The sequence below is a fragment of the Pseudonocardia autotrophica genome (genome assembly GCF_003945385.1).
GTDB classification, from domain to species: domain Bacteria; phylum Actinomycetota; class Actinomycetes; order Mycobacteriales; family Pseudonocardiaceae; genus Pseudonocardia; species Pseudonocardia autotrophica.
Genome location: NZ_AP018920.1, coordinates 4,993,382 through 5,015,181 on the forward strand (window position 1 = coordinate 4,993,382; position 21,800 = coordinate 5,015,181).

Sequence of the window (21,800 nt, forward strand, 5' to 3'; positions counted from 1 at the left end):
TCTCGTGGCGTCGGGGAGGGCACTACGCTCCGGCCGGTGACGGCGAACGCGCAGCAATGGTCGGTGTGGTCCGGTAGCGGCGGGGACTTCTGGGCCGGGAACGCAGCCCGGTTCGACGCGGGGGTCGCCGGCTACCTCCCACGGTTCCGGGAGAACGCCGCGATCGGCCCCGGCGAGCGGGTGCTGGACGTCGGCTGCGGCGCCGGCACCACCACCCTCGACGCCGCGGCGGCCGCCGGAGCGGGCGGATCGGCGCACGGCGTCGACATGTCGGAGGCGTTGCTGTCGATCGCCCGGGCACGCGCGACCGGATCGGACCGGGTGAGCTTCGCCGTCGCCGACGCCCAGACCGATGACCTCGGGGCCGGCGGCGTCGACGTGGTGATCAGCCGCAACGGTGTGATGTTCTTCGACGACCCGGCCGCCGCGTTCGCGAACCTGCACCGCGCGCTGCGGCCCGGTGGCCGGATCGCGCTGCAGGTCTGGCAGCCGCTGGCCGAGCAGGAATGGCTGACCGCGGTGCACCGGGCGCTGGAGGTGCCCGATCCGCCCGCGGACGGCCCGAGCCCGGTCTCGTTCGGCGATCCGGACCGCTGCCGGGCGCTGCTGTCCGGAGCCGGGTTCGGCGACATCCGGATCGAGGGGGCGCGCAGCCCGATGTGGCTCGGCAGCGACGTCGACGAGGCGGCGACCTTCCAGCTCGACCGGGTCGCGGCGGCGCTCGCCGAGCGCCCGGAGCCCGCGCGGCGGGCCGCCGAGGACGCGCTGCGCCGGGTGCTCGCCGGGCACGCGGGGCCGGACGGGGTCGCGCTGGACTCGGCCGCCTGGTTCATCCGCGCGGTCCGCGACTGAGGACCCGGCACCCCTCTCCCCCACGAGGGGCCTCCGGCCCGGGGACGTCGCCGGGCCGCTGCCCCGGCATCAGCGCGGGCGCAGCACGTAGCCGGTGTAGCCGTACTGGGCCCCGAACTCCTCGCGGATCCGGATCTCCCGGCCGACCTCGTCGAGCACGTCCGGATCGATCCCCTCGGCGCGCAGGAGCTCCAGCCGCGCGGCGAGCGGGCGGTAGTAGGCGTCCCAGTCGCTGTCCGGGAGCAGATAGGCGGCGCGCACCGTGTATCCGGCCTGCTGCGCGGCGGCGACGTTGCCCGCCGTCGTCCGCATCGCCGGGTAGCCGGCGTCCCAGAACTCCCTGGCCCCCGCCGACGGGTCGGTCGTCGTCCACTCGGCCTCGGTCAGCACCAGCGCACCGCCGGGGGCCAGCAGCCGCCGCCAGGAGGCCAGGGCCGCGTCGAACCCCATGATGTAGGCGGTTCCCTCGGCCCACACCAGGTCGGCCTCGCCGTCGGGCAGCGGCAGATCGTCCATCGACGCGACGAGCGTGCGGACCCGTTCGCCCAGCCCGGAGATCGCCGCGCGCGCCTGCAGCCGCTGCAGGTAGGGCTCGTGGGCATCGACGGCGACGACCTCACCACCGGTCGCAGCGGCCAGCGGCAGCGTCGCCGGCCCGGTCCCGCTGCCGATGTCGATGATCCGGGGGACCTCCGGCAGCGGCCCGACGAGCTGCAACAGCAGCGCCGTCGTCTCCTCCGATCCGGGGGCCTCGCGGGGCAGATCCTCGTGGGCGGCCCGGAAGGCCTGCTCCAGCAGTGTGCTCACGGGCGCGGATCATGCCCGGCGCGGCCGTCCCCCGCAGCAGACATACCCAGGCATGATGAAATCCGTGCACCTGGACACCTGGCTGATCACGGTACCGCCACTCGTCGTATATCTGCTGGTCGCGGTGGTGGTCGGCATCGAAAGCATCGGTGTACCGCTCCCCGGGGAGATCGTGCTGGTGGGCGCGGCGCTGCTCGCCACCCGGCCGGGACTGGGGATCGACCCGGTCGTGGTCGCCGCTTCGGCCACCGCGGGCGCAATCGTCGGTGACTCGATCGGGTACACCTTGGGCCGCCGGTACGGACTCGGGCTGCTCGGTTGGCTCGGCCGACGCTTCCCACGCCACATGGGCCCGGGCCACGTCGACATGGCCCGCCGGGTGTTCGAGCGGCACGGTGTGTGGGCGGTCCTGTTCGGACGGTTCGTCGCGATCCTGCGGATCCTCGCCGGGCCGTTGGCCGGGACCATGCGGATGCGCTACCCGGTGTTCCTCGCCGCGAACGCGACCGGCGCGGTGCTGTGGGCCGGCGGGACGGTGGCGGCGGTGCAGCTGCTCGGGCTCGTCGCCGAGACCTGGCTGCACCGGTTCTCCTGGGTGGCCCTGGTCATCGCGATCCTGGTGGGGTTGGTGGTGTCCCGCCAGGTCCGCGCCCGCCTGGAGCCGGACACCGCACAGGAGTGACCCACCGGGACCCGCTCGGCGTGCGCGGTGACGTCGGCCGGGCGCCCGGCCCGGGCGGCTCGGCGAGCTGGTCGACCTGGTCGTCGGCCGGGTCGAACCAGCTGCCGAGCATCCCGGCGGCGCCGCCGCGCGGACCGTGCCGGGCGCGGCACCGACACCTCCGTGGTCCGGTCACGACGTCCCGGTGAAGGCCGTCGCGCGACCGCGGGGGCACTGCTCAGGGCCGGATGACGACCTTCAGCGCCTGGTTGGCGGCGGCGTTCTTGAAGACGTCGTAGGCCTCGTCGATCTGGTCGAAGGTGAACTCGTGGGTCCCCATCTTCTCCGCCGGGATCCGCCCACCGGCCACCATCTTCAGCAGCGTCGGGATCGAGACGGTGTCGACCAGGCCCATGGTCAGCGTGACGTTCGAGATCCACATGTCCTGCATCGGCAGCTCCACCGGGGTGCCGTGCACACCGACGTTCGCGATCGTGCCGCCCGGCCGCACCAGCGACGCGGCGGTCAGCAGGGTCTCCGGGTAGCCGACCGCCTCGATGGCGACGTCCACACCGAGGCCGTCGGTCAGCGCCGTCACGTCCCCGACGGTGCCCGGCCCGACCTCGACGGCATCGGTCGCGCCGAACTCCAGCGCCTTCTCCAGCCGGAACTTGTTGGAGTCGATCGCGATCACCTTCGACGCGCCCCACAGGCCGGTGGTGAGCACCGCGGACAGCCCGACCGCACCGGCCCCGACGACTGCGACGGTGTCCCCCGGCCGGACGTTGCCGGCCAGCACGCCCACCTCGTACCCGGTGGGCAGCGAGTCGGCCAGGAAGATCGCCTGCTCGTCGGTGACGCCCTGCGGTACCGCGTAGAGCGAGGTGTCGGCGTAGGGCACCCGGACGTACTCGGCCTGGGTGCCGTCGATCAGGTGCCCGAAGATCCAGCCGATGCCGCCGACCGTCTGGCAGTGCGACGGCATCCCGCGCTGACAGTAGGCGCAGCGACCGCACTTGGTGATCGCCGGGACGAGCACCCGGTCGCCGACGGAGAACCCGCTGACCGCGTCACCGACGGCGGTGATCGTGCCGACCGCCTCGTGGCCGAGGATCCGGCCGTCGGTGACCGCCGGGACGTCGCCCTGCAGGATGTGCAGGTCGGTTCCGCAGATCGTGGTCGTGTCGACCTTGACGACGACGTCGGTCGGGTCCTGGACGGCCGCGTCCGGGACGTCCTCCCATGCCTTGCTGTCCGGGCCGTGATAGACGAGTGCCTTCATGTGCCGCCTCCGCGTGTCGCAGGTCTCGTTGTCCAGCGTCCTCGACGCTAGTGAGCCGGGACACATTCGAGTGTCGCGATATCGGACGATTCCGCAGGCGTCCCGCGGACGCCGCAGGCGCGACCGTCCCGGGAACGGGACACTCAGCCGATGTAGCTGATCCCGAACGCGTCGATCTTGCGGTAGAGCGAGGACCGGGCGATCCCGAGCATCTCGGCGGCCTTGTAGCGGTTGCCGCGCGACTCGTAGAGGGCCTGGATGATCGCGTCGCACTGGGCGGCCTCGAGCATCGACATCCGCGGCGCACGGCCGGTGAAGCAGGACGCGGGCAGGTCCGGTGCCTGGATCACCCCGACCGGCTTGCGGGCCACCACGTAGCGCAGCACATCGGTCAGCTCGCGCAGGTTCCCCGGCCAGGCGTACCCCTCCAGCACCCGCACGACCTGCATCGACAGCCGCAGCGACCGGCCGCCGGAGAGCGAGTGCAGGATCGACAGCGCGATGTCGCCGAGCTCGTCGGCGCGGTAGCGCAGCGCCGGCACCCGGACGGTCTCGTGGAAGTGGCGCAGCAGCAGCCCGTAGGGCCGGGTCGCGTCCACCGATGCCGAGTCCACGCAGCCGACGACGATCAGTGGGCCCGGTATCGCGACCAGGGTGCGCAGCGACTCGTCGAGCCGGCGGGCGGCGACCGGGCCGAGCAGGTTGAGCTGGGACAGCACCAGCAGGTGTGGCCGGTCCCCCGGTTCGCGGGCGACGGCACCGAGCGGATCCGGGCCGCCTGCCCCGATCGCCCCGCAGTCGACGACCCTGGTCCGGCCCTGCGGGTGCGCGCGCCGGAACTGCTCGACGGCCAGCGTCCGCTTCCCGGCCCCGGCCTCCCCGAGTAGCAGCTGGTGGCGCCCCTGGCCGACCGCGGCGGCGACCTCGTGCCGGGCCCTCAGGTAGGGGCTGAGCAGCTCGCGATTGGCCCGCCTGCGGGCCTCGGAGTGCGCGCGGCCGGCGCCGTCGCGCAGGTCGGCGGCGTAGTCGCGACGCCCGGTCGGGGCGACGTGCGAGCCCTGCCGCCGGACCGCCTCCGGCACTACCGCGGCCCGTGACTCGTCGACCGGTCCGCCGGCGACCACGCAGCCGCCGCCCGGCACCGGTGTGACGGCGAGCTGCGCACACCGGCCGGACGGCAGGTCCGTGTGCCGGGGCCCGTCCTCGCACAGCACCGCACCGCCGAGCGCGAGATCGCCGAGTACCTGCTGGTCCGCGGCGGACAGCCGGCGCACCCCGGGCGAGGTGAGCAGGAACGCGCCGTCGGTGGCGAGCACCCAGTTGTGTCCGGCCGCCTCGGCGGCCGCGTACCCGTCGTGCACCGTGCGGGCCAGCCGGGTCCGGCGGTCCCGCACGAGCGACCCGACGTCGGCGGCGAGCCGGCGGGCCAGCGCGAGCCCCAGCTCACCCGGCGGTGCGGACGCGTGCCCGAGGACCACGACGACGTCGCCCGGCCCGCCGTCGTCCCGCGGGACGACGGCGGCGGCCTCCGCCAACCAGCTCAGGTCCGGATGCAGGTGCTCCGGGCCGTCGACGCGGGCCGAGCCGCCGCCGTGCAGGGCGAGTGCGGCGGCGGTGGTGCCGACGACGTCCTCGGCGAGCCGGAACCCGGGCGTGACCAGCACGGCGTCGAGCAGCCCCGCCAGCGCGCCGTCGCCGTCCCGGCGGACCCGCAGCACGCCGTCCTCGCCGACCAGCGCCACCGAGTACGGCAGCTCCGGGCTGAGCGCGACGAACCGGGCGAACACCTCGTCGGCCTCGGCCACCGCCGAGCCGGCGGCCTCGTGCCCGGCGAAGACCGGCTCGCCCACCTTCGAGCGCTCCCACGAGCGGAGCACTTCCGGGCGCACCGCAGGAGACGGGCCGAGCCGGCCGGCCGTCAGGAAGCTGCGGCGGGCCGACTCGACCGCGATCGGGTCCATCGTCGTCAGGGGCCGTCAGGACTCGGTGTCGAGCAGTTCCTGGAGGTGGTGGTCGATCTGACCGATGTAGGTCGGCGCGATCCCGAACAGCGCGAGGTGCCCGAGCAGGTCGTCGATCACCCGGATCGTCGCGTGCGGGGTCAGCTCCAGCTCGGCCTCGTGGTCACGGACCGGGAAGAACATGTCCTCGTTGATCGGCAGGATCCGGGCGACGGCGGTGTTGCGCCCCAGGGCCGCCTCCAGGTCACCGTCGGTGTGCCGGGCGACGTCGCCGCGCTGCCACTTCCAGGCCATGCAGAGCAGGTCGTTGGGGTCCATCTGGGTGAAGTAGGGCTCCAGGAAGCCCTCGATGAACTGTTCCTTCGACTCGAACTCCAGCGCCCGCCACAGCTCCTGCTTCCAGAACTCGGTCGAGAAGCCCATCACGGCCCAGATACCGGCGTGCCGCTTGAGCCCGTCGACGACGTCGGCGTTCGAGGAGTACTCGCCGTCCTTGAAGCCGGGATCGGAGGTGATCGCCTCGATCAGGGCCTTGGTGTAGAGGAAGTCGTGCGGGGTGTTCTGCGCGGTGCCCGCGATCGGCGCGGCCCGCTTGGCCTTGCCCGGGAAGCGCACCATCCACTCGTAGGTCTGCTGGGCGCCCATCGAGCCCCCGACGACGAGCTGCAGTGTCTCGATGCCGAAGTGCTCGCGCAGCAACTGCTCCTGGGCGCGGACGTCATCGCCGATCCGCACCTTCGGGAACTGCGACATGGCGATCTTCGCGTTCGCCCCGGAGGCGTTGTGCGGGCTGGTGGACAGCCCGTTACCGATCTGGTTGACGACGACGATGAAGTACTTGTCCGGGTTGAGCGCCCGGTCCGGACCGATGTAGACATCCCGGAAGATCTGGTGGGTGCCCGAGTACCAGGTCGTCACCAGGATGGCGTTGTCCCCGGCCGCGTTCAGCGTGCCGAAGGTGGCGACGGCCAGGTGCAGGTCGGGGATCACCCCGCCCTCCTCCAGGGCGAACTCCCCGATGCTGATCAGGTCGTAGTCACCGTGGAACTCGTGCCCGTAGTAGGGGTTCTCGATCGCCATTGATCCTCTGCTCCTCGACGCCGCGGGTCTGCCCCGCGACTCTCCCCCGTTGTGAACCGGGACACAAGGATCACCGGCGCGCCGTGGGCGGCGTGATCTGCCCGGCGGTCAGCTCCAGAGCACGACGAGCACCAGCATTCCCAGCACGACGAGATTCCCGAGCACGACCAGCGCCAGCCAGGGCCAGGCGGCCGGCCCGGGGACGGCGGAGGCGGCGGGCCCGTCGTCGAGGCGGTGGCGGGGACGGGAGTCGGCCCGGCGCAGCGACTCGATGTCGGCACGACCGAGGATCGGGGCGGTCAGGTCGTCGGCGTCGACGTTCATACTCAGGTCAACGCGTGACTCGCGGAGAGGCCACCGCAATTAGACCCCTCGTGTCCAGCAGCATGATCGTTGTCGCCGATCGTGCTGCGGCCGCGACACCGCCACCCGCTCGACCCGCGGAACCGCGAGTGACCGTCACCCCGCGTGCCCGCCCGGGCCGGCCGGGACCGGTCGCGCCGCGGAGTGTTTCCGTACGCTGCGCCGGATGGACTACGCGATGGTCGGTCTGCTGATACTCGGGGCAGTGCTGCTGGTCACGACGGCGCAGGCCGCGGGACGGCGCGAGCGCGACCGGCAGCACGCCCGGTTGCAGGCACTCGAACGCAAGCTCGACGCCGTCCTCGACCACCACGGGATCGCCCACGACCGGCCGGACCTGAGCCGGGTCGAGGCGCTCCTCGCCCACGGCAGTGACGTGGCCGCGGTCAAGGCGTACCGGGAGACCACCGGTGCCTCCCTGCTCGAGGCCAAGACCGAGATCGACCGGATGCGGGAACGTCGCTGCTCCCGTCCGGTCGGCGTTCCCGGAAGGCCCACACGGCCCACAGGACTCAGTAGGCCCACAAGGTTCAGCAGGTTCAGAAGGCGAACCGCCACACCTTCTCCGGGTGCAGCTGCACCCGGACGTTGTCCTCGGCGAGCATCGCGGTGAGGTCGTCCGCCCGGTCGTCGAGATCCCAGTAGCGGCCGGCGAGCCGGGTGACCAGCTCGTCCACCCCGTCCTCGTGCACCGTGGCGCGAGCGGCGACCGCGACCCAGCGCTCGCGCTCCCCCACCGGCGCGGTCACGACCAGCGAGGCGCGCGACCCGCGGCCGAGCCGGCGCAGCTTCGGCGATTCCCGCATGGTGGACAGGTGGATCGCGCCGTCCGCGCCGGTCTCGAACCACACCGGGCGCGGCTGGGGCGGCTCGGCGGCGCCGGCGACGGTCAGGAACCCGTACAGCGGACGGGCGAGGAACGCGAGATCCTCGTCGGTCAGCAGGGCGGTCGACAGGGCAGGGGTGCTCATGACGGCGATTCAACGCCGCCCGGCCGGATCCCTCCATGGTCGAGGAGCCGGATCGCCTGTGTGTTCGTCTAACCTGGCGGGGTGGATGCCTTCGGCGACCTGTTCCGCGGGGTGCGCGCCCAGGGCTCGCTGTTCGGCAGCTCGACGCTCACCGCACCCTGGTCGCTGCGGTTCGTCGACGGTGCCCCGCTGACCCTGTGCACGGTGCTCGACGGCGGCGGGTGGATCGTGCCCGACGGGCATCCGCCGGAGCACCTCGCGCCCGGCGACACGGTGATCGTGCGCGGCCCGGCCCGGTTCTCCTTCGTCGACGAGATCGGCACCGCGGCCGGGCCGATCGAGTGCGGCGAGTTCTGTGCGGTGCCCGAGCTGGGTGGCACCCGGCACCGGCTCGGCTGGCACGACGCCGCGATCGACGCGCCGGGATCGACGACCCTGGTGACCGGCGCCTACCCGGTCACCGGTGAGATCGGCCGGCGGCTGCTCGACGCGCTGCCCGAGGTCCTGCGTCTCGAACCCGACGACACCGCCGACCCGGTGCGGGCACTGCTGGCCGCCGAGGTCGCCGTCGACGCCCCCGGCCAGCAGGTGGTGCTCGACCGGCTGCTGGACTGGCTGCTGGTGTGCTCGCTGCGCGTGTGGTTCGACCGCCCCGGCGGTGCGCCGCCCGCCTGGTACTCCGCGCACCGCGATCGCGTCGTCGGGCACGCGCTGCGCCTGCTGCACGCCGAACCGGCCGCACCGTGGACGGTGGCCGCGCTGGCCGACCGGGCCGGGGTGTCCCGGGCGACGCTCGCGAAACGGTTCACCGAGCTGGTCGGCGAGCCGCCGCTGACCTACCTCACCCACTGGCGGATGACCCTCGCGGCGGACCTGCTGACCGGTCCCGACGCGGCCACCATCGCCGAGGTCGCCCGGACCGTCGGCTACTCCGACGCGTTCGGGTTCAGCGCGGCGTTCAAGCGGGTCCGCGGTGTCACACCCAGCGACTTCCGGCGCACCGGCGGCGGAGTGCCTGCCGGGGCCGAGCGGTCCGGCTGAGGCCGCACCGACCACCACCGGCACGGCGTCAGGTCCCGGCGCCGAACGAGTCGCGCACCGATCGCGTCGCATCGCGCAGTGCCGCGACGAGTGCCGATTGCTCCCCGGTCCGGGTGCAGAGCGAGATCGGGCAGGGATCCACATCGAGCAGCGGGACGAACACGACGTCGGGATGGCGGTAGCTGTCGAGCACCGAGCCGCCGGTGATCGCGATCGCCGCACCGCGGCCGACGACCTCGAGCAGCTCGTCCATGGTGTGCACGACGGGCCCGTAGCGCACGGGCACCCCGCTGGGCCGCGGATCGCACGCCCACCACCGCACCCAGACCTCGTCACTGAGGTCGTCGTCGACGTGTGGCTCGCCGTCGAGATCGGCCAGCGCGACGGCGGAGCGGGCGGCCAGCGGATGGGCCGCGGGGAGCGCGACGATCCGTGGCTCGTGACGCACCAGGTCGAACCGCAGCCCGCCGGGATCGGCGACCGGGGGCCGCACGAGTGCCGCGTCGACGGTGCGGTCGCGGACCGCGCTCGCCTGCTCGTGCCACGGCAGCTGGACGAGCTGGACACTCACCTCCGGCGCGTCGCGTTGCAGCAACTCCAGGATCCGCCGGGTGTGCGTGCCGGTCGCCGCGCTCATGAAGCCCAGCCGCAGCACGCCGTGCAGGTCCCGCCGGTAGGCCTCGATCCCGGCGACGGCCCGGTCGGCCGCCGCCAGTGCCGCGCGGGCGTCCGGGAGGAACCGGCGACCCGCCTCGGTGGGGACGACCGGATGGGCACTGCGGTCGAGCAGGTCCACCCCGAGCCTGCGCTCCAGCGTCCGGATCTGCTTGCTCAGCGCCGGGCCGCTCACCAGGAGCCGGGCGGCCGCGCGGCCGAAGTGCCCCTCGTCGACGACGGCGACGAGATAGCGCACCAGGTGCAGGTTCAGGTCCACGACGACTCCCTCCCTGCGCAGTGTCGCATGACATGCCGGTTTCATCGCCGCTACCTGCGGTGATAACCGATCGGTTCACGCACCTGCCACAACGTGTCCTGGACGCCGCCCCGGCCGCCGGGCGAGCCTCTCGGTCACCACCAACGACGGAGGTAGCACCACATGAGCCGCTACGAGCGCGAGTTCGTGACCATGTTCGCCGGGCTGGAGAAGCAGCTGGCGGACGTCGAGAACCCGCTCCACCGGAAGATCCTCAAGAACTACCGGCTGCACGGCCTGCTGGAGGTGTCCGGCCGCTATCCCGAGCTGCTCGCCCCGGACATGACCGTGGAGCACCCGCAGTACCGGCTGCACGAGGGCGGCCGGTCGATCGTCCTCGACGGGATGGCCGAGGTGACCGGGTTCTACGAGTCACTGGCGGCCGCGAACGCACTCGTCATGTGGGTGGCCGACCAGGACATCGCGGTCAACGACCACGGGTTCTCCGGCGAGGTCGTGTTCAACGCGTTCGTCCCGGCACCGATGCTCGGCGAGAGCGCCTTCGGCAACGTCCGGGCCGGCGACGACCCGGCCGAGATGTACCTGCTGCGCCGCACGCTCGCGTTCGTCTGGCCCTACGACGAGCGGGGCAGGCTGATCGGCGAGCACGTCTACGAGGACGCCGCCTCCCGCGAGATCACCAGGCCGGCCCCGGCCGACGTGATCACCGCCGAGCGGGCCGCCGAGCTGCTCGCGCCGGAGATCGACCGGGTACTGCCCTGAGCGCCGATCCGCACCACCCGCACCACCGGCAACACCCGCACCCCGCCACGACGGAAGGAACCAGCACATGACCGGCACCCTCCCCGCGACCGGCCCGGCGTTCTGGATGACGAACCCGGGCACCACACCGAAGGGCTCCCGCAAGGAGTTCGTCGATCCCGACGAGATCGCGTGGACCGACTGGCTGATGCCGGGGACCCGCTTCAAGCTGCTCTACGTCAACCTCGTGACCGGCGGCTTCACCGTGATCCTGCAGGTCGATCCGGGTGTGCAGGCCACCCCGCACTGGCACATGGGCAACGTGCAGGCCTACATCCTCGACGGCGGATTCCACTACGACCCCGACGACCCCGGCCTGACCGGCACCTACACCTGCGAGGTCGCCGGAGCCGTGCACGAGCCGATCGCGCCGGAGGGGACCACCATGCTGGCCTTCGTCGACGGACCGATCGCCGGCTATCTGCCCGACGGCACTCTCGGCGTGGTCGCCGACGCGCGGCTGCACTACTACATGGCACGCGACAACGACGCCGTCGCCCGCACCCAGATCGTCGACTACGCGACCGACCCGTCGCTGGGCATGCACGCGCGGGCAGACCGGTGACCGGCCGTCTCGCGGGACGGGTCGTCGTCGTCACCGGGGCGGCCCGCGGCCAGGGCCGTTCGCATGCGGAGCGGTTCGCCGAGGAGGGCGCGGATCTCGTCCTGCTCGACCACTGCGCGCAGGTCGACAGCGTCCCCTACCCGCTCGCGACACCGGCCGACCTGGCGGAGACGGCCGCGCTCGCCGGGAAGCACGGTCACGGTGTGCTGGCCGTCGAGGCCGACGTGCGGGACCTGGCCGCGCTGGAGTCGGTGCGGGACACCGCGCTGGAGCGGTTCGGCCGGATCGACGTGGTGCTGGCCAACGCCGGCGTCGGCAGCTTCGGACCGGCGCTGGAGCTCACCGAACAGCAGTGGGACGACGTCGTCGACATCGACCTGACCGGTGTGTGGAAGACGGTGCGAGCGTTCGTCCCACCGATGGTGACGCGTGGCGACGGCGGTTCCGTCGTGCTGACCAGCTCGGTCGCCGGGCTGGTCGCGTTCCTGAACCTGGCCCACTACACGGCGGCGAAGCACGGCGTCACCGGGCTGATGAAGGCACTCGCCGTCGAGCTGGCACCGCACCGGATCCGGGTCAACTCGCTGCACCCGACCACCGTCGACACCCCGATGATCGACAACACCGATGCCCGGAAACTGTTCCTGCCCGGCGTCCCCGATCCCGACCGGGACACCGCGGCCGAGTTGATGAAGAGCCTCAACGCGCTGCCGGTGCCGTGGGTGGAGTCGATCGACGTCAGCAACGCGGCGCTCTGGCTGGCGTCCGACGAGGCGCGCTACATCACCGGGATCGCGCTGCCGATCGACGCCGGGGCGACGGCGCCGTACAAGATCCCGCACTGATGCGGCGCTGATCCCGCGCCGATGCGGTGCTGACGCCGCGCTCCCGCCGGGCGGGCTCAGCCCGGGCTCAGTCCTGCGGCTCGACCACCTCGAACGGCAGCAGCACCTGGAATCGGGTGTTCCCGGGTTCCGAGAGCACCCGCAGGTCGCCGTGGTGGCGGCGGACCACGATCCGCCAGGAGATGTCGAGTCCGAGGCCGGTGCCCTCACCGACCGCCTTCGTGGTGAAGAACGGCTCGAAGATCCGGGAGCGGATCTCCTCCGGCACACCGGGTCCGGTGTCGGCGATCTCGACGAGCAGTCGCTCGCCGTCCCGGCCGGTGCGCACGGTGAGGGTGCCGTTGCCGTCCATCGCCTGCACCGCGTTGTCGATCAGGTTCGTCCACACCTGGTTCAGCTCGGCGGCGTAGACCGAGATCTCCGGCAGGCTGCGGTCGAACTCCTTGACCAGGCTGATCCCGTCGCCGAACTTGCCACCCAGCATGATCAGCGTCGACTTGAGCAGATCGTGCACGTCCACCGTCTGGTACGGCGCCCGGTCCATCTGTGAGTACTGCTTCGCGGCGCCGACCAGGGTGGACATCCGGGTGGTCGAGTCCGCGATCTCGTTCATCAGCAGCTCGGTCTCGACCGTGTAGTTCAGCCAGCGGATCGCGCTCTCCAGGACGGGTGCGGGGACGCTCGCCCGGACCTGCTCCAGCCAGTCGACGTCGATCCCGGCGGCGGCGAAGTTCGGCGCGACATCCCAGGCGCCCGCGATGCCCTGGCCCTCCAGCCACTCACCGACCGCGTCCTCGGCGTCGCCCGCCTCGATCGGGCTCAGATCGGGGGCCTTGCCGACCCTGTCGGCCGCGTCCTCCTGCAACCGCATCAGGGTCTCCAGGTCGGCCCGCTGGTAGGGGCCGGCAGCGATCAGGCCGAGCTTGTGCCGCATCGCGGCGACCCGCTCGCGCAGCGTGGCGGTGGCCCGCACCGCGGCGGCGGCCGGGTTGTTGAGCTCGTGGGTCAGTCCGGCCGACAAGGAGCCCAGCGCCAGCAGGCGCTCCCGCTGGGCGACCACCTGCTGGCTGTTCTTGATCCCGAAGAACAGCCCTTCGAGCAGGTGCAGCGCCATCGGGAACCACTCCTGCATCAGCACCGCGAGCTTGTCGGCGTCGAGCACGAAGAACCGGGAGGGCACGGTGACCCGCAGCGAGTTGCCGTACACCTGCGGGACCCGGTCCCCCAGGTAGGCGGTCCACGCTCCGGCGTACACCCCGCGCTGGGCGGTCCGCTCCACCTCGACGTCCTCGCCGCCCGAGCGCCTGCTGAGCACCACGGTGCCCTCGATCAGCACGAAGAAGCAGGTCGCCGGGTCGCCCTCGGTGTAGACCGGGCCGGGCTGGTGCACCTCGACCCGGCCCCACTCGCAGAGTGCCCAGAGCTGCTGGTCGGTCAGCTTCTCGAACAGGAACAGGGTGCGCAGCTCGTCCGGGTCGCAGCTGGACTGCACGGGCTCGGTCATGACGGGTTCTCCAGGTACCGGTGGACGAGCGACACGGCCATCGCTCCGTCGCCGACGGCGGACGCGACCCGCTTGACGGACTCGGCCCGCACGTCGCCGGCGACGAACACCCCGGGCAGGCTCGTCTCCAGGTGCAACGGATCGCGGTCGGCGTTCCATCCCTGCGGACGCCTGCCGTCCGCCATGAGATCCGGGCCGGCGAGCACGAACCCGCCCGTGTCGCGCCGGATCTGCTCGCCCAGCCACTCGGTCCGCGGGCTGGCGCCGATGAAGACGAACAGGTAGCCCGCGTCGACCGTCTCGGTCGCACCGCTCTCCCGGTCGCGCAGCATGAGCTTCTCCAGGCGCTCACCGCCGGTGGCCTCGACGACCTCGGTGCCGGTGCGGACCGTGATCGCCTCGATCCCCTCGATCTGCTCGACGAGGTACTGCGACATGGACGCCAGCAAGCCGGGCCCGCGCACCAGGATCGTGACGCTGCGCGCGAAGCGGGAGAAGTACACCGCGGCCTGACCTGCGGAGTTGGCGCCGCCGACGATGTAGACGTGGTCGCCGGAGCAGGCCGAGGCCTCGGTCAGCGCCGAGCCGTAGTACACCCCGCGGCCGACCAGATCGCTCAGACCAGGAGCCGTGAGCTCCCGGTAGGAGACCCCGGTGGCAAGCACGACGGCGTGCGCGTTGATCGCCGTGCCGTCGGCGAACCGGACGGTGCGGGCACTGCCGTTCGCCTCCAGCCCGATCACGTCGCGGGTCGTGAGCACCTCGGCCCCGAGCCGGACGGCCTGCCTGCGGGCCCGGTCGGTGAGCTGGGCGCCGGACACGCCGTCCGGGAAGCCCAGGTAGTTCTCGATCCGGGAGCTCTGCCCGGCCTGGCCACCGGTCGCGGTGCGCTCGACCAGCACGGTGCGCAGCCCCTCGGACGCGCCGTACACGCTCGCGCCGAGCCCGGCGGGGCCGCCGCCGATCACGACGAGATCGTAGAAGTCGGTGGCCGGGACGGTCGCGAGCCCGACCCGGTCGGCGAGCTGCATCTCCTGCGGCGCCACGAGGCACTCACCGGACGGCGAGATCACCACCGGCAGGCGGGAGTCGTCGACCCCGGCGGCGGTCAGCAGCCGGCACGCCTCCGGCCCCTCGACCGGGTACCAGCGGTACGGGACCTGGTTGCGCGCCAGGAAGTCCCGCACCTCGTGCGAGCGGGCGGACCAGCGGTGCCCGATCACCCGGGTCTCGCAGACCTCCCGGCGCTCGGTCCGCTCCCAGGCCTCGATCATCGCGTCGACGACCGGGTAGAGCTTCTCCTCCGGCGGGTCCCACGGTTTGAGCAGGTAGTGATCCAGATCGACGACGTTGATCGCGGTGATCGCCGCGGAGGTGTCGGCGTACGCGGTGAGCAGCACCCGGCGCGCCGCCGGGTAGAGGTCGAGTGCCTGTTCGAGGAAGTCCAGCCCGTTCATGCCGGGCATCCGGTAGTCCGCCAGCAGCACGGCGACGTCGTTGCCGCGCAGGGCCATCTCCTTGAGCGCGTCGAGCGCTGCCTGGCCGGACTCGGCACGGACCACCCGGAACCGCTCGCCGTAACGGCGGCGCAGGTCCCGAGCCACCGCCCGGGACACGCTGGGATCGTCGTCGACGGTCACCAGTGCTGGCTTGGCAGGCACGAACGAGCCGGCGGAGGACGCCGGGGATTCCGTCATGACACCATCCTGCCGTGCGCACGGCCGGCGCGGCAGTGGACGACCGCGGGCGGGCGGCTCATCCGGCGCTGCGGCGCACCGCGCGGTAGGTGAGCCGGCGCAGCGCGGTCTCCGCGGGACCGCGGATCCCGTACCGGTCCATCGCGTAGGCGGCGACCACGGTCGCCAGCCACGTCCCGATCCCGATCGCCATCGCCGACCAGCTCGTGAGGTGGGCGCCGACGGCGAGCCCGGACGCGCCGAGCAGTCCGGCCCAGACAACCGACTGGGCCAGGTACCCGCTCATCGAGCGGCGCCCGAGCGCGACGAGGGCGCGGGCCGGCAGCGGCGTCGTCCCGCGGGCCGTGAGCCGGTGCGCGATCAGGGCGAACAGTGCGGCGTAGCCGACACCGGCGAAGAAACCGGTGAAGGTGAACAGCTGCGAGATGTCGGCCGAGCCGGGCAGGGTCAGGAATCCGAGGTGCACGAGTGCCTGCACGGCCCCGCCGCCCCAGCCGATCGCGAGGCCGAGGGTCGCGGTCCACCGCAGCAGCGGCAGGTGACGACCGGGCTCCTCGAGCACGCGGTGCCGCGACGTGAGCAGGCCGAGCAGGAAGGCCGCGGGCAGGGTCAGGCCGACGAACGGAACGATCAGGGTGGGGAGCCACTCCACGAACCGCAGCGGGATCGACGCGAGGTAGCCGGGCTCGGCGATCGGCAGCCGCTGGGCGTCGGCGGGCCCGAGCGACGTGCCGATGGCGGCGGCGACCGCGGTCGCGCCCGCGGCGACGGCCGCGCCGACACCGAGCAGTACCCCGATCCAGACCTTCAGCACCCGGTCGCTGCGGTTGAGGAACAGCGGCACGAGGACGAGCCCCATCACCCCGTAGGTGCCCAGGACGTCGCCCTGCCACAGCAGCACGCCGTGCAGCAGCCCGAAGACGATCATCCACAGGTTGCGGGTGCGCAGCAGCCGGCGCGCATCGCGCACGGAGGTCCCGCCCGCGGTCTGCCGCTGGTACATCTGCCCGATCCCGTAGGCGAACAGCAGCGCGAACAGCGGATAGGCCCGCCCGTCGACGGTGATGATCGTGACGGCCTGCGCGATCCGGTCGGCGACGCCGCCCTCGGCCGGATGGAACAGGGTCGCGCCGATGTCCGCGGTGTAGAGGAACCACGGCACGTGCGCCAGCGCGATGAGCAACAGCATCAGCCCGCGGGCCAGGTCGGGCGCGAGCGCCCGCCGGGACACCGGGGTCGGGGCGGACAGCGCCTCGTCGCGGTTGGTCGGGTCGGTCGTGGTGGGCACGGAACGAGCTCCTCTCGATGTCGTGTGTGCCCATCGAAGACCGTGCCGCTGCGGCACACTCAAGTCCGGATCGTGCGACGCCGCGGCGGGGCCCGCCGGCGGGGTGACGCGCGCCGAGATGTCGTCCGGGATCCGGCCGGACCGGGACTACGCTGTCGCGACACGAGGATCTCCGACGGTGGGTGGCTGGGATGTCCGATCAGGCCGGGAACGCCGCCGCGCCGGTGCATCCGCGTCTCGCCGCCGACCTGGTCGACGTGTTCGTCTACGTCGTCGTCCTGAACCTCTTCGTCGAGTACCTCCCCCAGGTGCTGAGCGAGACGTTCACGCTGACGCTGCTCACGGCCGTCGTGCTGAAGGCCGTCCTGGAGATCGTGCTCGTGGTCAAGCAGCGGGTCGTCGCGCGGCTGCGCCGGGCGTCGACGCCCTCGGGAAAGGTGCTGGCCGCGGCGGCGGTGTGGCTGGTCGCGTTCGGGAGCAAGTTCGTCGTGCTGGAGACGATCGACCTGGTCTTCGGTGAGCGGGTCAGCCTCGGCGGCTTCGTCGCGGTGACGCTGCTGATCCTCACCCTGCTGCTGGCGAGATCCGGTGTCCGGCGGCTGCTCCACGTGCCAGACGGGCAGCCCACACCTCAGGTCGACGCCCGGTAGCGGGCCACGATCGCGCAGGGCCACCGCTCGGCTGGTCGCGCGGCGATCGGCGGAGCGGCACGAGCGGACACCTGCAGCCCGGTGCCGGATCAGAAGCTCAGATCGACCACGGTGGGCGCACGCCGCGGGACCAGCCGGACCAGCCGGGTGTCGGGCCGGCGCAGTACGGCCCGGAACCGCTCGGGCCACCCGCCGGGATCCGGCCCGAGGTAACGGGTGAGCTTGCGGCGGGCCCGATCGAGGTCCATGTCGACGACCTCGGCGCTGCCGCTCATGACCACCTGGAGGACCTCCCCCGTGGCGAGGTCGCAGGAGTCGACGACCACCACGACGTCCGGGTCGGCGGCGAGCCGGCGCGGCAGCCGGCTGTAATCACCGGTGATCCACCAGACGGCCGCCTCCTCCCACAGGAACCAGATCGGCCGAACCGTCGGGCCGCTGGTCGCGACGTGTGCGACCAACGGGCGAGCCAGGAATTCCTCGGTCGACACGCTCTCCCGAGCCGCTCCGTTCGACATGGTCGGCACGCTAGGAACTGAACTCCGGTGGAGGTCAAGCCCGCGACCTCGGCGTCATCCGGTGAGGAAGGCGAGGAGCTCGTCGACGACGGCCGCGGGAGCACCCGGCGCGTCGCCTGGCCCGTGCAGGCGATCGAGCACCGCGTGGTGGAAGCAGCGCCCCTGGACGAAGGCTGCTGCCGCGTCGGGGTCGAGCGTGGACCCGACGACACCGGCGTCGGCGTAGCTGCGCAGGGCGGACGCCACGGCCCTGGTGAAGTCCTCGGGGCCACCGGGCACCCGGCTCAGGATCTCCCGGAAGCGCGCGTGCAGCTTCTCGTCGGCGAGCACCGTGACGGCGACGGCCGCCATCCGCCGCTCGTGCTCGTAGACCCGGCCGAGCATTCCCGCGAGTTCCTCCGCCGGCTCGGTGGCGCTTCCGGTCGACGCCGCGCCCAGCGGCATGTCCCGCGGGACGCTCTCCAGGATCACGGCTCGGAGTTCGTCTACGCCGCGCTCGCCGGCGCCGGCTTCACCGGTGCCGAACTGACCGCCGCGGCCGCTGCGGTGTCGAACCTGGTGATCGGGTCGGTCGCCGCCGAGGCGTCATGGCAGCACGACGGCGAGACGGCCGCGCGTCACGCGGTCCACGAACACCTGCAGGCCAACGCGCACGCCTTCCCCGCGATGGCCGAGCTCTCGGCCACGAGCAGCGACTGGACCGAGCAGTTCACCCACAGCGTGGAGATTCTCCTGACCGGCCTCACCGCAATGGCACGTCCCTGAGTCCACCTGCCGACGGCAGGGGCCCACGGGCATCCGGTCGACCTTGAACGAGCCCGGCGACGGCTGGTACTTTCCGCATTACCGACCTACCTGATCCGCAGGGGAGTCACCGCGCCTCCGCGCGGCCCCGATCAGGAGGTCGTTCTTCATGACGTCGTACGTGGATCAGTGGCGAGCCGACGGCACCCCGGCAGCGCGGGTGTTGTGGGACATGGTCGACGGGCCGATGCCGCGGGGCCTGCTCGGCGTCGGCGATCCCGACGTGCACTACATCGACGGCCGCTGGACGATGTTCCTCGGTGGCTTCTCGACCGGCTTCCGCAACCGCCTCTACTGCGCCACCCTCGCCGAGGGAACCGATCCGGGTGGGCGTTGGCAGATCGACGTCGACGACCGTGGCCGGGCGGCGGCTCTCGCGGCCGATCCGCCGCGCGGCGGCTGGGACGGCGCCGGGATGCACACCCCCAGCTACGTTCCCCCGTCCGGCGGCAACGGACCGCGCCTGTACTACACCGGGCGCGCGACCAGGAAGCACTACGGCCCGGGAAGCCAGTATGCGATCGGCTTCCTGGAGTACCGGGACGGGCGCTGGCAGCGACACCACGCGCCGGTTCTGCAGGGCGCGCCGCCCCGGTCCAGCGTGCTCGAACCGTTCGTGGTCTACACGGAGGGCCGGTACCGGATGTGGTACCAGGCCAACCCCCACGAGATCGGCCCTGGCGAGCTGCCCGACTACGAGCTGCGCTGCACCGAGAGCGTCGACGGCATCACCGGCTGGTCGCCCCCCAGGACTTTCGCCGACTCCTCCGAGGGCTTCTTCGACAACGCCTTGGCGCGCGGTGGCGAGGGCTGGGTCATGATCCTGGCCCGCGGCTCCGATCTCCACGCCACACCGGGTCTACCCACCCAGGGCCTGTGGTGGATCACCGCACCACGGCCGAGTGCCGATCGCCGGGACTGGTCCCGGCCCCGGCGCCTGCTCGACACCGACGCGCCCGGAACCCCGGTCTGGATGGCGCGCGGCACCTACGGCCCGGCGCTGGCCTTCGCCGACCCCACCGGCACCAAGGCGACCGTCCACTTCACCGCGACGCGTTCCACGCCCCGATGGCCACGGCTGGTGCTCCGGCACCTCCTGCAGCTTCGGCGGCCTCCGGTACCCGCGCCCTTCTACCTGGGCGTCGCCGGCATCGAGGTCGATCTACGAGACGACTCGTCGCACTGATCGGGGTCGACGGCGGGTCGCCTCTGCCGTCCGAGACCGGCCCGGAGGCCATGGACCGCACCCACCCCTCGGCACCGGGCTCAGCTCGGATCGGCGGTCACCGAACGGCGGTCCCGGAAAACGACCAGCCTCAGCATGACGAAATTGCAGGTGGTCCCGAGTCCCTGCGACAGGACCCACGCGAGCGGCACCGCCCACCACCCAGCGGGAAGCACCGCCAGCGCGAGCGCATTGGCGCCCAGGATCACGAAGAACATCACGCCGTACAGCGCCGCGTAGCTCGTCGCGCGCCGCGCACCACCGGAGACCCGGAATGCCCAGCGCCTGTTCAACGCGTATGCGGCGATGGTTCCGCACACGAAGCTCAGTGCGCGGGCGGCGTGCACCCACACATCGAGGTGGAGGGCGAGCGCATAGACCCCGGAATCGATCAGGGCTCCGATGACGCCGACGACGACGAACCGGCCCGCCTGTCCGAGAACACCACCGCTGCGGGCCTGCGTCGCCATTGCGCCCCCTCATCACGGCTGACGGCGACCGTATCGGCCACGCCACCGCGGCCTCCCCAAGTGCCCGGGGAGGCGGAAACCGTGGAGCGGGTCGAAGCTGCGGTGGGGCGATTCGACTCGTACCTGGTATGGATCCGCGATTTCCCGAGGCCCTCGCAGGCCTCGGTCATCGCCGGGCGGCATTCCCAGGCCGGCGTCTGACACCGTCGGGGCCACGACTCAGGAGACGAGGCGAGGCTGACATGGCCGGGGTGATCGTGAGGCGCGCTGAGCCCACGGACGCACGCGCCATCGCGGAGGTCCATGTCCGGTCGTGGCAGGTCGGGTATCGCGGCCAGCTCCCCGACGACCTCCTGGATTCACTCGACCCGACGGACCGCATCCCGCGCTGGGAGGCGGCCATCGAGGCGGCGTCGTGGCCGGGCCGCGGGACACTGCTCATCGAGAACCACGACGCCCTGGTCGCCGGATTCGCCCACCTCGGGCCGAGCCGGGATGCCGACCATGATCCGGGTGCGACCGGCGAGATCGCGTCGTTCTACATCGACCCCATGTCGTGGGGGCGGGGCTTGGGCCGGCGCCTCATGAACGACGCGCTCACGGAGCTGAGCAGCCGGTATCGGACCGGGACGCTGTGGGTTCTGGAGAGCAATGCACGGGCTCGGGCGTTCTACGAGGCCACCGGCTGGATCCCCGACGGCCGGCGCAAGGACGATCTGATGGCCGGGTTCGAGATCCGAGACCTGCGCTATCGGCACGAGCTACGCGCACCCTGTCGCGGCTGACGCGGGCGCCCGACATCACGATGCGTCCGACGACTCCGACGCGTCGTGCGGCAGCAGCGACTCGGCGAGCCGGCGAGCGACCCGGAACGGCTCCGCACTCTGATCGATGGTGGACGTCACGGCGGCACCTTCGAGGAGAACCATCAGCTGGGCAGGAAGTTCCGGGTCGGGCTCCCGCAGAAGATCCACCTGCCTCCGGAGGAAGCTGCGCACCGCGCTCTTGTGGTGCCGGACGACCTCGCGGGCCGGGTCGTCCGGCCGGGGCAACTCGGCGGCCGCATTGGCGAAGGCGCAGCCGCGGAACCGGTCTCGGGACAGCCACGCCTCGTAGGCATCGAACACCGCGAGCACCCGCTCACGGGGTGAGGTGATCGACGCCGTGATCCGGTCGATCTCGCCCTGCCACAGACGATCACGCTCGCGCAGGTAGGACACGACCAGTCGCGCCTTGGAACCGAAGTTCGAGTACAGGGCGGTCTTCGTGACGCCGGCCTCGGCGGCGATGGCATCGACGCCCACGGCATGGATGCCGTCCCGATAGAAGAGCCGGTGCGCCGTCTCCAGCACCTTCGGCCCAGCCCCACCCCGTGCAGTACGTGCCATCGCAGATCCTTGCCTACCGACCGGTTCCACCGTCGGCATCGAGGCTACCAGCGCCGATGGTGACAAGCATCATCGCCAGCGGCATCTCGTAGT

Annotated in this window: 25 protein-coding genes; 10 read left to right on the forward strand and 15 right to left on the reverse strand. The window is 72.2% G+C overall.

Annotation, left to right across the window (positions count from 1 at the left end; all coding sequences use genetic code 11):
- Positions 1-36: 36 nt before the first annotated feature.
- Positions 37-852, forward strand: coding sequence for a class I SAM-dependent methyltransferase (locus Pdca_RS23260; RefSeq protein WP_085913473.1), 816 nt, complete (start codon positions 37-39; stop codon positions 850-852).
- Between the two features lie 69 nt (positions 853-921).
- Here Pdca_RS23260 and Pdca_RS23265 read toward each other — a convergent pair whose 3' ends face one another.
- Positions 922-1,659, reverse strand: a complete 738-nt coding sequence (locus Pdca_RS23265) for a class I SAM-dependent methyltransferase (protein WP_085913474.1) — start codon at positions 1,657-1,659, stop codon at positions 922-924.
- 64 nt (positions 1,660-1,723) lie between these two features.
- Here Pdca_RS23265 and Pdca_RS23270 point away from each other — a divergent pair, with 64 nt between their 5' ends.
- A complete protein-coding gene (locus Pdca_RS23270; protein ID WP_085913475.1) occupies positions 1,724-2,341 on the forward strand; it encodes a DedA family protein in 618 nt (205 codons plus the stop codon).
- A 217-nt stretch (positions 2,342-2,558) separates the two neighbouring features.
- Here Pdca_RS23270 and Pdca_RS23275 read toward each other — a convergent pair whose 3' ends face one another.
- The 6 genes from Pdca_RS23275 to Pdca_RS23300 all read right to left on the reverse strand — a co-directional run bounded on the left by Pdca_RS23275 (position 2,559) and on the right by Pdca_RS23300 (position 7,977).
- On the reverse strand, positions 2,559-3,602 hold the full coding sequence (locus Pdca_RS23275; RefSeq protein WP_085913477.1) for an alcohol dehydrogenase catalytic domain-containing protein: 1,044 nt from the start codon (positions 3,600-3,602) through the stop codon (positions 2,559-2,561).
- A 143-nt stretch (positions 3,603-3,745) separates the two neighbouring features.
- On the reverse strand, positions 3,746-5,563 hold the full coding sequence (locus Pdca_RS23280; RefSeq protein WP_085913478.1) for a helix-turn-helix domain-containing protein: 1,818 nt from the start codon (positions 5,561-5,563) through the stop codon (positions 3,746-3,748).
- A gap of 15 nt (positions 5,564-5,578) precedes the next feature.
- Positions 5,579-6,643 (reverse strand): alpha/beta fold hydrolase, encoded by a 1,065-nt coding sequence (locus Pdca_RS23285; RefSeq protein ID WP_085913479.1) that lies wholly within the window; start codon positions 6,641-6,643, stop codon positions 5,579-5,581.
- 108 nt (positions 6,644-6,751) lie between these two features.
- Positions 6,752-6,967 (reverse strand): hypothetical protein, encoded by a 216-nt coding sequence (locus tag Pdca_RS23290; RefSeq protein WP_085913480.1) that lies wholly within the window; start codon positions 6,965-6,967, stop codon positions 6,752-6,754.
- Positions 6,968-6,974: 7 nt separating this feature from the next.
- Entirely contained in the window at positions 6,975-7,373 is a 399-nt protein-coding gene (locus Pdca_RS23295) for a hypothetical protein (protein WP_125911529.1), read from the reverse strand.
- A 172-nt stretch (positions 7,374-7,545) separates the two neighbouring features.
- Entirely contained in the window at positions 7,546-7,977 is a 432-nt protein-coding gene (locus Pdca_RS23300) for a pyridoxamine 5'-phosphate oxidase family protein (RefSeq protein WP_085913481.1), read from the reverse strand.
- 81 nt (positions 7,978-8,058) lie between these two features.
- Here Pdca_RS23300 and Pdca_RS23305 point away from each other — a divergent pair, with 81 nt between their 5' ends.
- Positions 8,059-9,018, forward strand: a complete 960-nt coding sequence (locus Pdca_RS23305) for an AraC family transcriptional regulator (RefSeq protein WP_085913482.1) — start codon at positions 8,059-8,061, stop codon at positions 9,016-9,018.
- 28 nt (positions 9,019-9,046) lie between these two features.
- Here the strand turns inward: Pdca_RS23305 and Pdca_RS23310 are convergent, their stop codons facing one another.
- Positions 9,047-9,952: a LysR family transcriptional regulator gene (locus Pdca_RS23310; protein WP_085913483.1), complete on the reverse strand. Its 906-nt coding sequence runs from the start codon at positions 9,950-9,952 to the stop codon at positions 9,047-9,049.
- A 162-nt stretch (positions 9,953-10,114) separates the two neighbouring features.
- Between Pdca_RS23310 and Pdca_RS23315 the strand changes: the two genes are divergently transcribed.
- From Pdca_RS23315 to Pdca_RS23325, 3 genes are all read left to right on the forward strand, one after another.
- Positions 10,115-10,714: a hypothetical protein gene (locus tag Pdca_RS23315; RefSeq protein ID WP_085913484.1), complete on the forward strand. Its 600-nt coding sequence runs from the start codon at positions 10,115-10,117 to the stop codon at positions 10,712-10,714.
- Between the two features lie 67 nt (positions 10,715-10,781).
- Entirely contained in the window at positions 10,782-11,318 is a 537-nt protein-coding gene (locus Pdca_RS23320) for a 2,4'-dihydroxyacetophenone dioxygenase family protein (protein WP_085913485.1), read from the forward strand.
- Positions 11,315-12,163, forward strand: coding sequence for a mycofactocin-coupled SDR family oxidoreductase (locus Pdca_RS23325; RefSeq protein WP_085913486.1), 849 nt, complete (start codon positions 11,315-11,317; stop codon positions 12,161-12,163). Before Pdca_RS23320 ends, Pdca_RS23325 begins: the two co-directional genes overlap by 4 nt.
- A gap of 67 nt (positions 12,164-12,230) precedes the next feature.
- On the opposite strand, the gene Pdca_RS23330 is transcribed toward Pdca_RS23325, so the two are convergent.
- From Pdca_RS23330 to Pdca_RS23340, 3 genes are read right to left on the reverse strand one after another with little or no spacing between them, the layout of a single operon-like run.
- Entirely contained in the window at positions 12,231-13,667 is a 1,437-nt protein-coding gene (locus Pdca_RS23330; RefSeq protein WP_085913487.1) for an ATP-binding protein, read from the reverse strand.
- Complete coding sequence (locus Pdca_RS23335) at positions 13,664-15,364, reverse strand: NAD(P)/FAD-dependent oxidoreductase (protein ID WP_085913488.1); 1,701 nt, start codon at positions 15,362-15,364, stop codon at positions 13,664-13,666. Before Pdca_RS23335 ends, Pdca_RS23330 begins: the two co-directional genes overlap by 4 nt.
- A 58-nt stretch (positions 15,365-15,422) precedes the next feature.
- Positions 15,423-16,652 (reverse strand): DUF418 domain-containing protein, encoded by a 1,230-nt coding sequence (locus tag Pdca_RS23340; RefSeq protein WP_232021143.1) that lies wholly within the window; start codon positions 16,650-16,652, stop codon positions 15,423-15,425.
- A gap of 191 nt (positions 16,653-16,843) precedes the next feature.
- On the opposite strand from Pdca_RS23340, the gene Pdca_RS23345 reads away from it, so the two are divergent.
- Positions 16,844-17,302, forward strand: a complete 459-nt coding sequence (locus tag Pdca_RS23345) for a hypothetical protein (RefSeq protein WP_085913489.1) — start codon at positions 16,844-16,846, stop codon at positions 17,300-17,302.
- 89 nt (positions 17,303-17,391) lie between these two features.
- Here the strand turns inward: Pdca_RS23345 and Pdca_RS23350 are convergent, their stop codons facing one another.
- Both Pdca_RS23350 and Pdca_RS23355 read right to left on the reverse strand, forming a co-directional pair.
- On the reverse strand, positions 17,392-17,820 hold the full coding sequence (locus tag Pdca_RS23350) for a pyridoxamine 5'-phosphate oxidase family protein (protein WP_085913551.1): 429 nt from the start codon (positions 17,818-17,820) through the stop codon (positions 17,392-17,394).
- A 54-nt stretch (positions 17,821-17,874) separates the two neighbouring features.
- Entirely contained in the window at positions 17,875-18,204 is a 330-nt protein-coding gene (locus tag Pdca_RS23355) for a hypothetical protein (protein WP_166665825.1), read from the reverse strand.
- Here Pdca_RS23355 and Pdca_RS23360 point away from each other — a divergent pair.
- On the forward strand, positions 18,181-18,585 hold the full coding sequence (locus Pdca_RS23360) for a TetR/AcrR family transcriptional regulator C-terminal domain-containing protein (protein WP_232021144.1): 405 nt from the start codon (positions 18,181-18,183) through the stop codon (positions 18,583-18,585). The genes Pdca_RS23355 and Pdca_RS23360 overlap by 24 nt on opposite strands.
- A 148-nt stretch (positions 18,586-18,733) precedes the next feature.
- Positions 18,734-19,810: a hypothetical protein gene (locus tag Pdca_RS23365; RefSeq protein WP_197719807.1), complete on the forward strand. Its 1,077-nt coding sequence runs from the start codon at positions 18,734-18,736 to the stop codon at positions 19,808-19,810.
- Positions 19,811-19,890: 80 nt separating this feature from the next.
- On the opposite strand, the gene Pdca_RS23370 is transcribed toward Pdca_RS23365, so the two are convergent.
- Positions 19,891-20,319 carry a GtrA family protein gene (locus Pdca_RS23370; RefSeq protein WP_085913492.1) on the reverse strand — a complete coding sequence of 143 codons (429 nt, stop codon included), beginning with the start codon at positions 20,317-20,319 and terminating at the stop codon, positions 19,891-19,893.
- Positions 20,320-20,576: 257 nt separating this feature from the next.
- Between Pdca_RS23370 and Pdca_RS23375 the strand changes: the two genes are divergently transcribed.
- Positions 20,577-21,104, forward strand: a complete 528-nt coding sequence (locus Pdca_RS23375) for a GNAT family N-acetyltransferase (protein WP_158092190.1) — start codon at positions 20,577-20,579, stop codon at positions 21,102-21,104.
- Between the two features lie 15 nt (positions 21,105-21,119).
- Here Pdca_RS23375 and Pdca_RS23380 read toward each other — a convergent pair whose 3' ends face one another.
- On the reverse strand, positions 21,120-21,707 hold the full coding sequence (locus Pdca_RS23380) for a TetR/AcrR family transcriptional regulator (protein WP_085913494.1): 588 nt from the start codon (positions 21,705-21,707) through the stop codon (positions 21,120-21,122).
- Positions 21,708-21,800 lie beyond the last annotated feature (93 nt).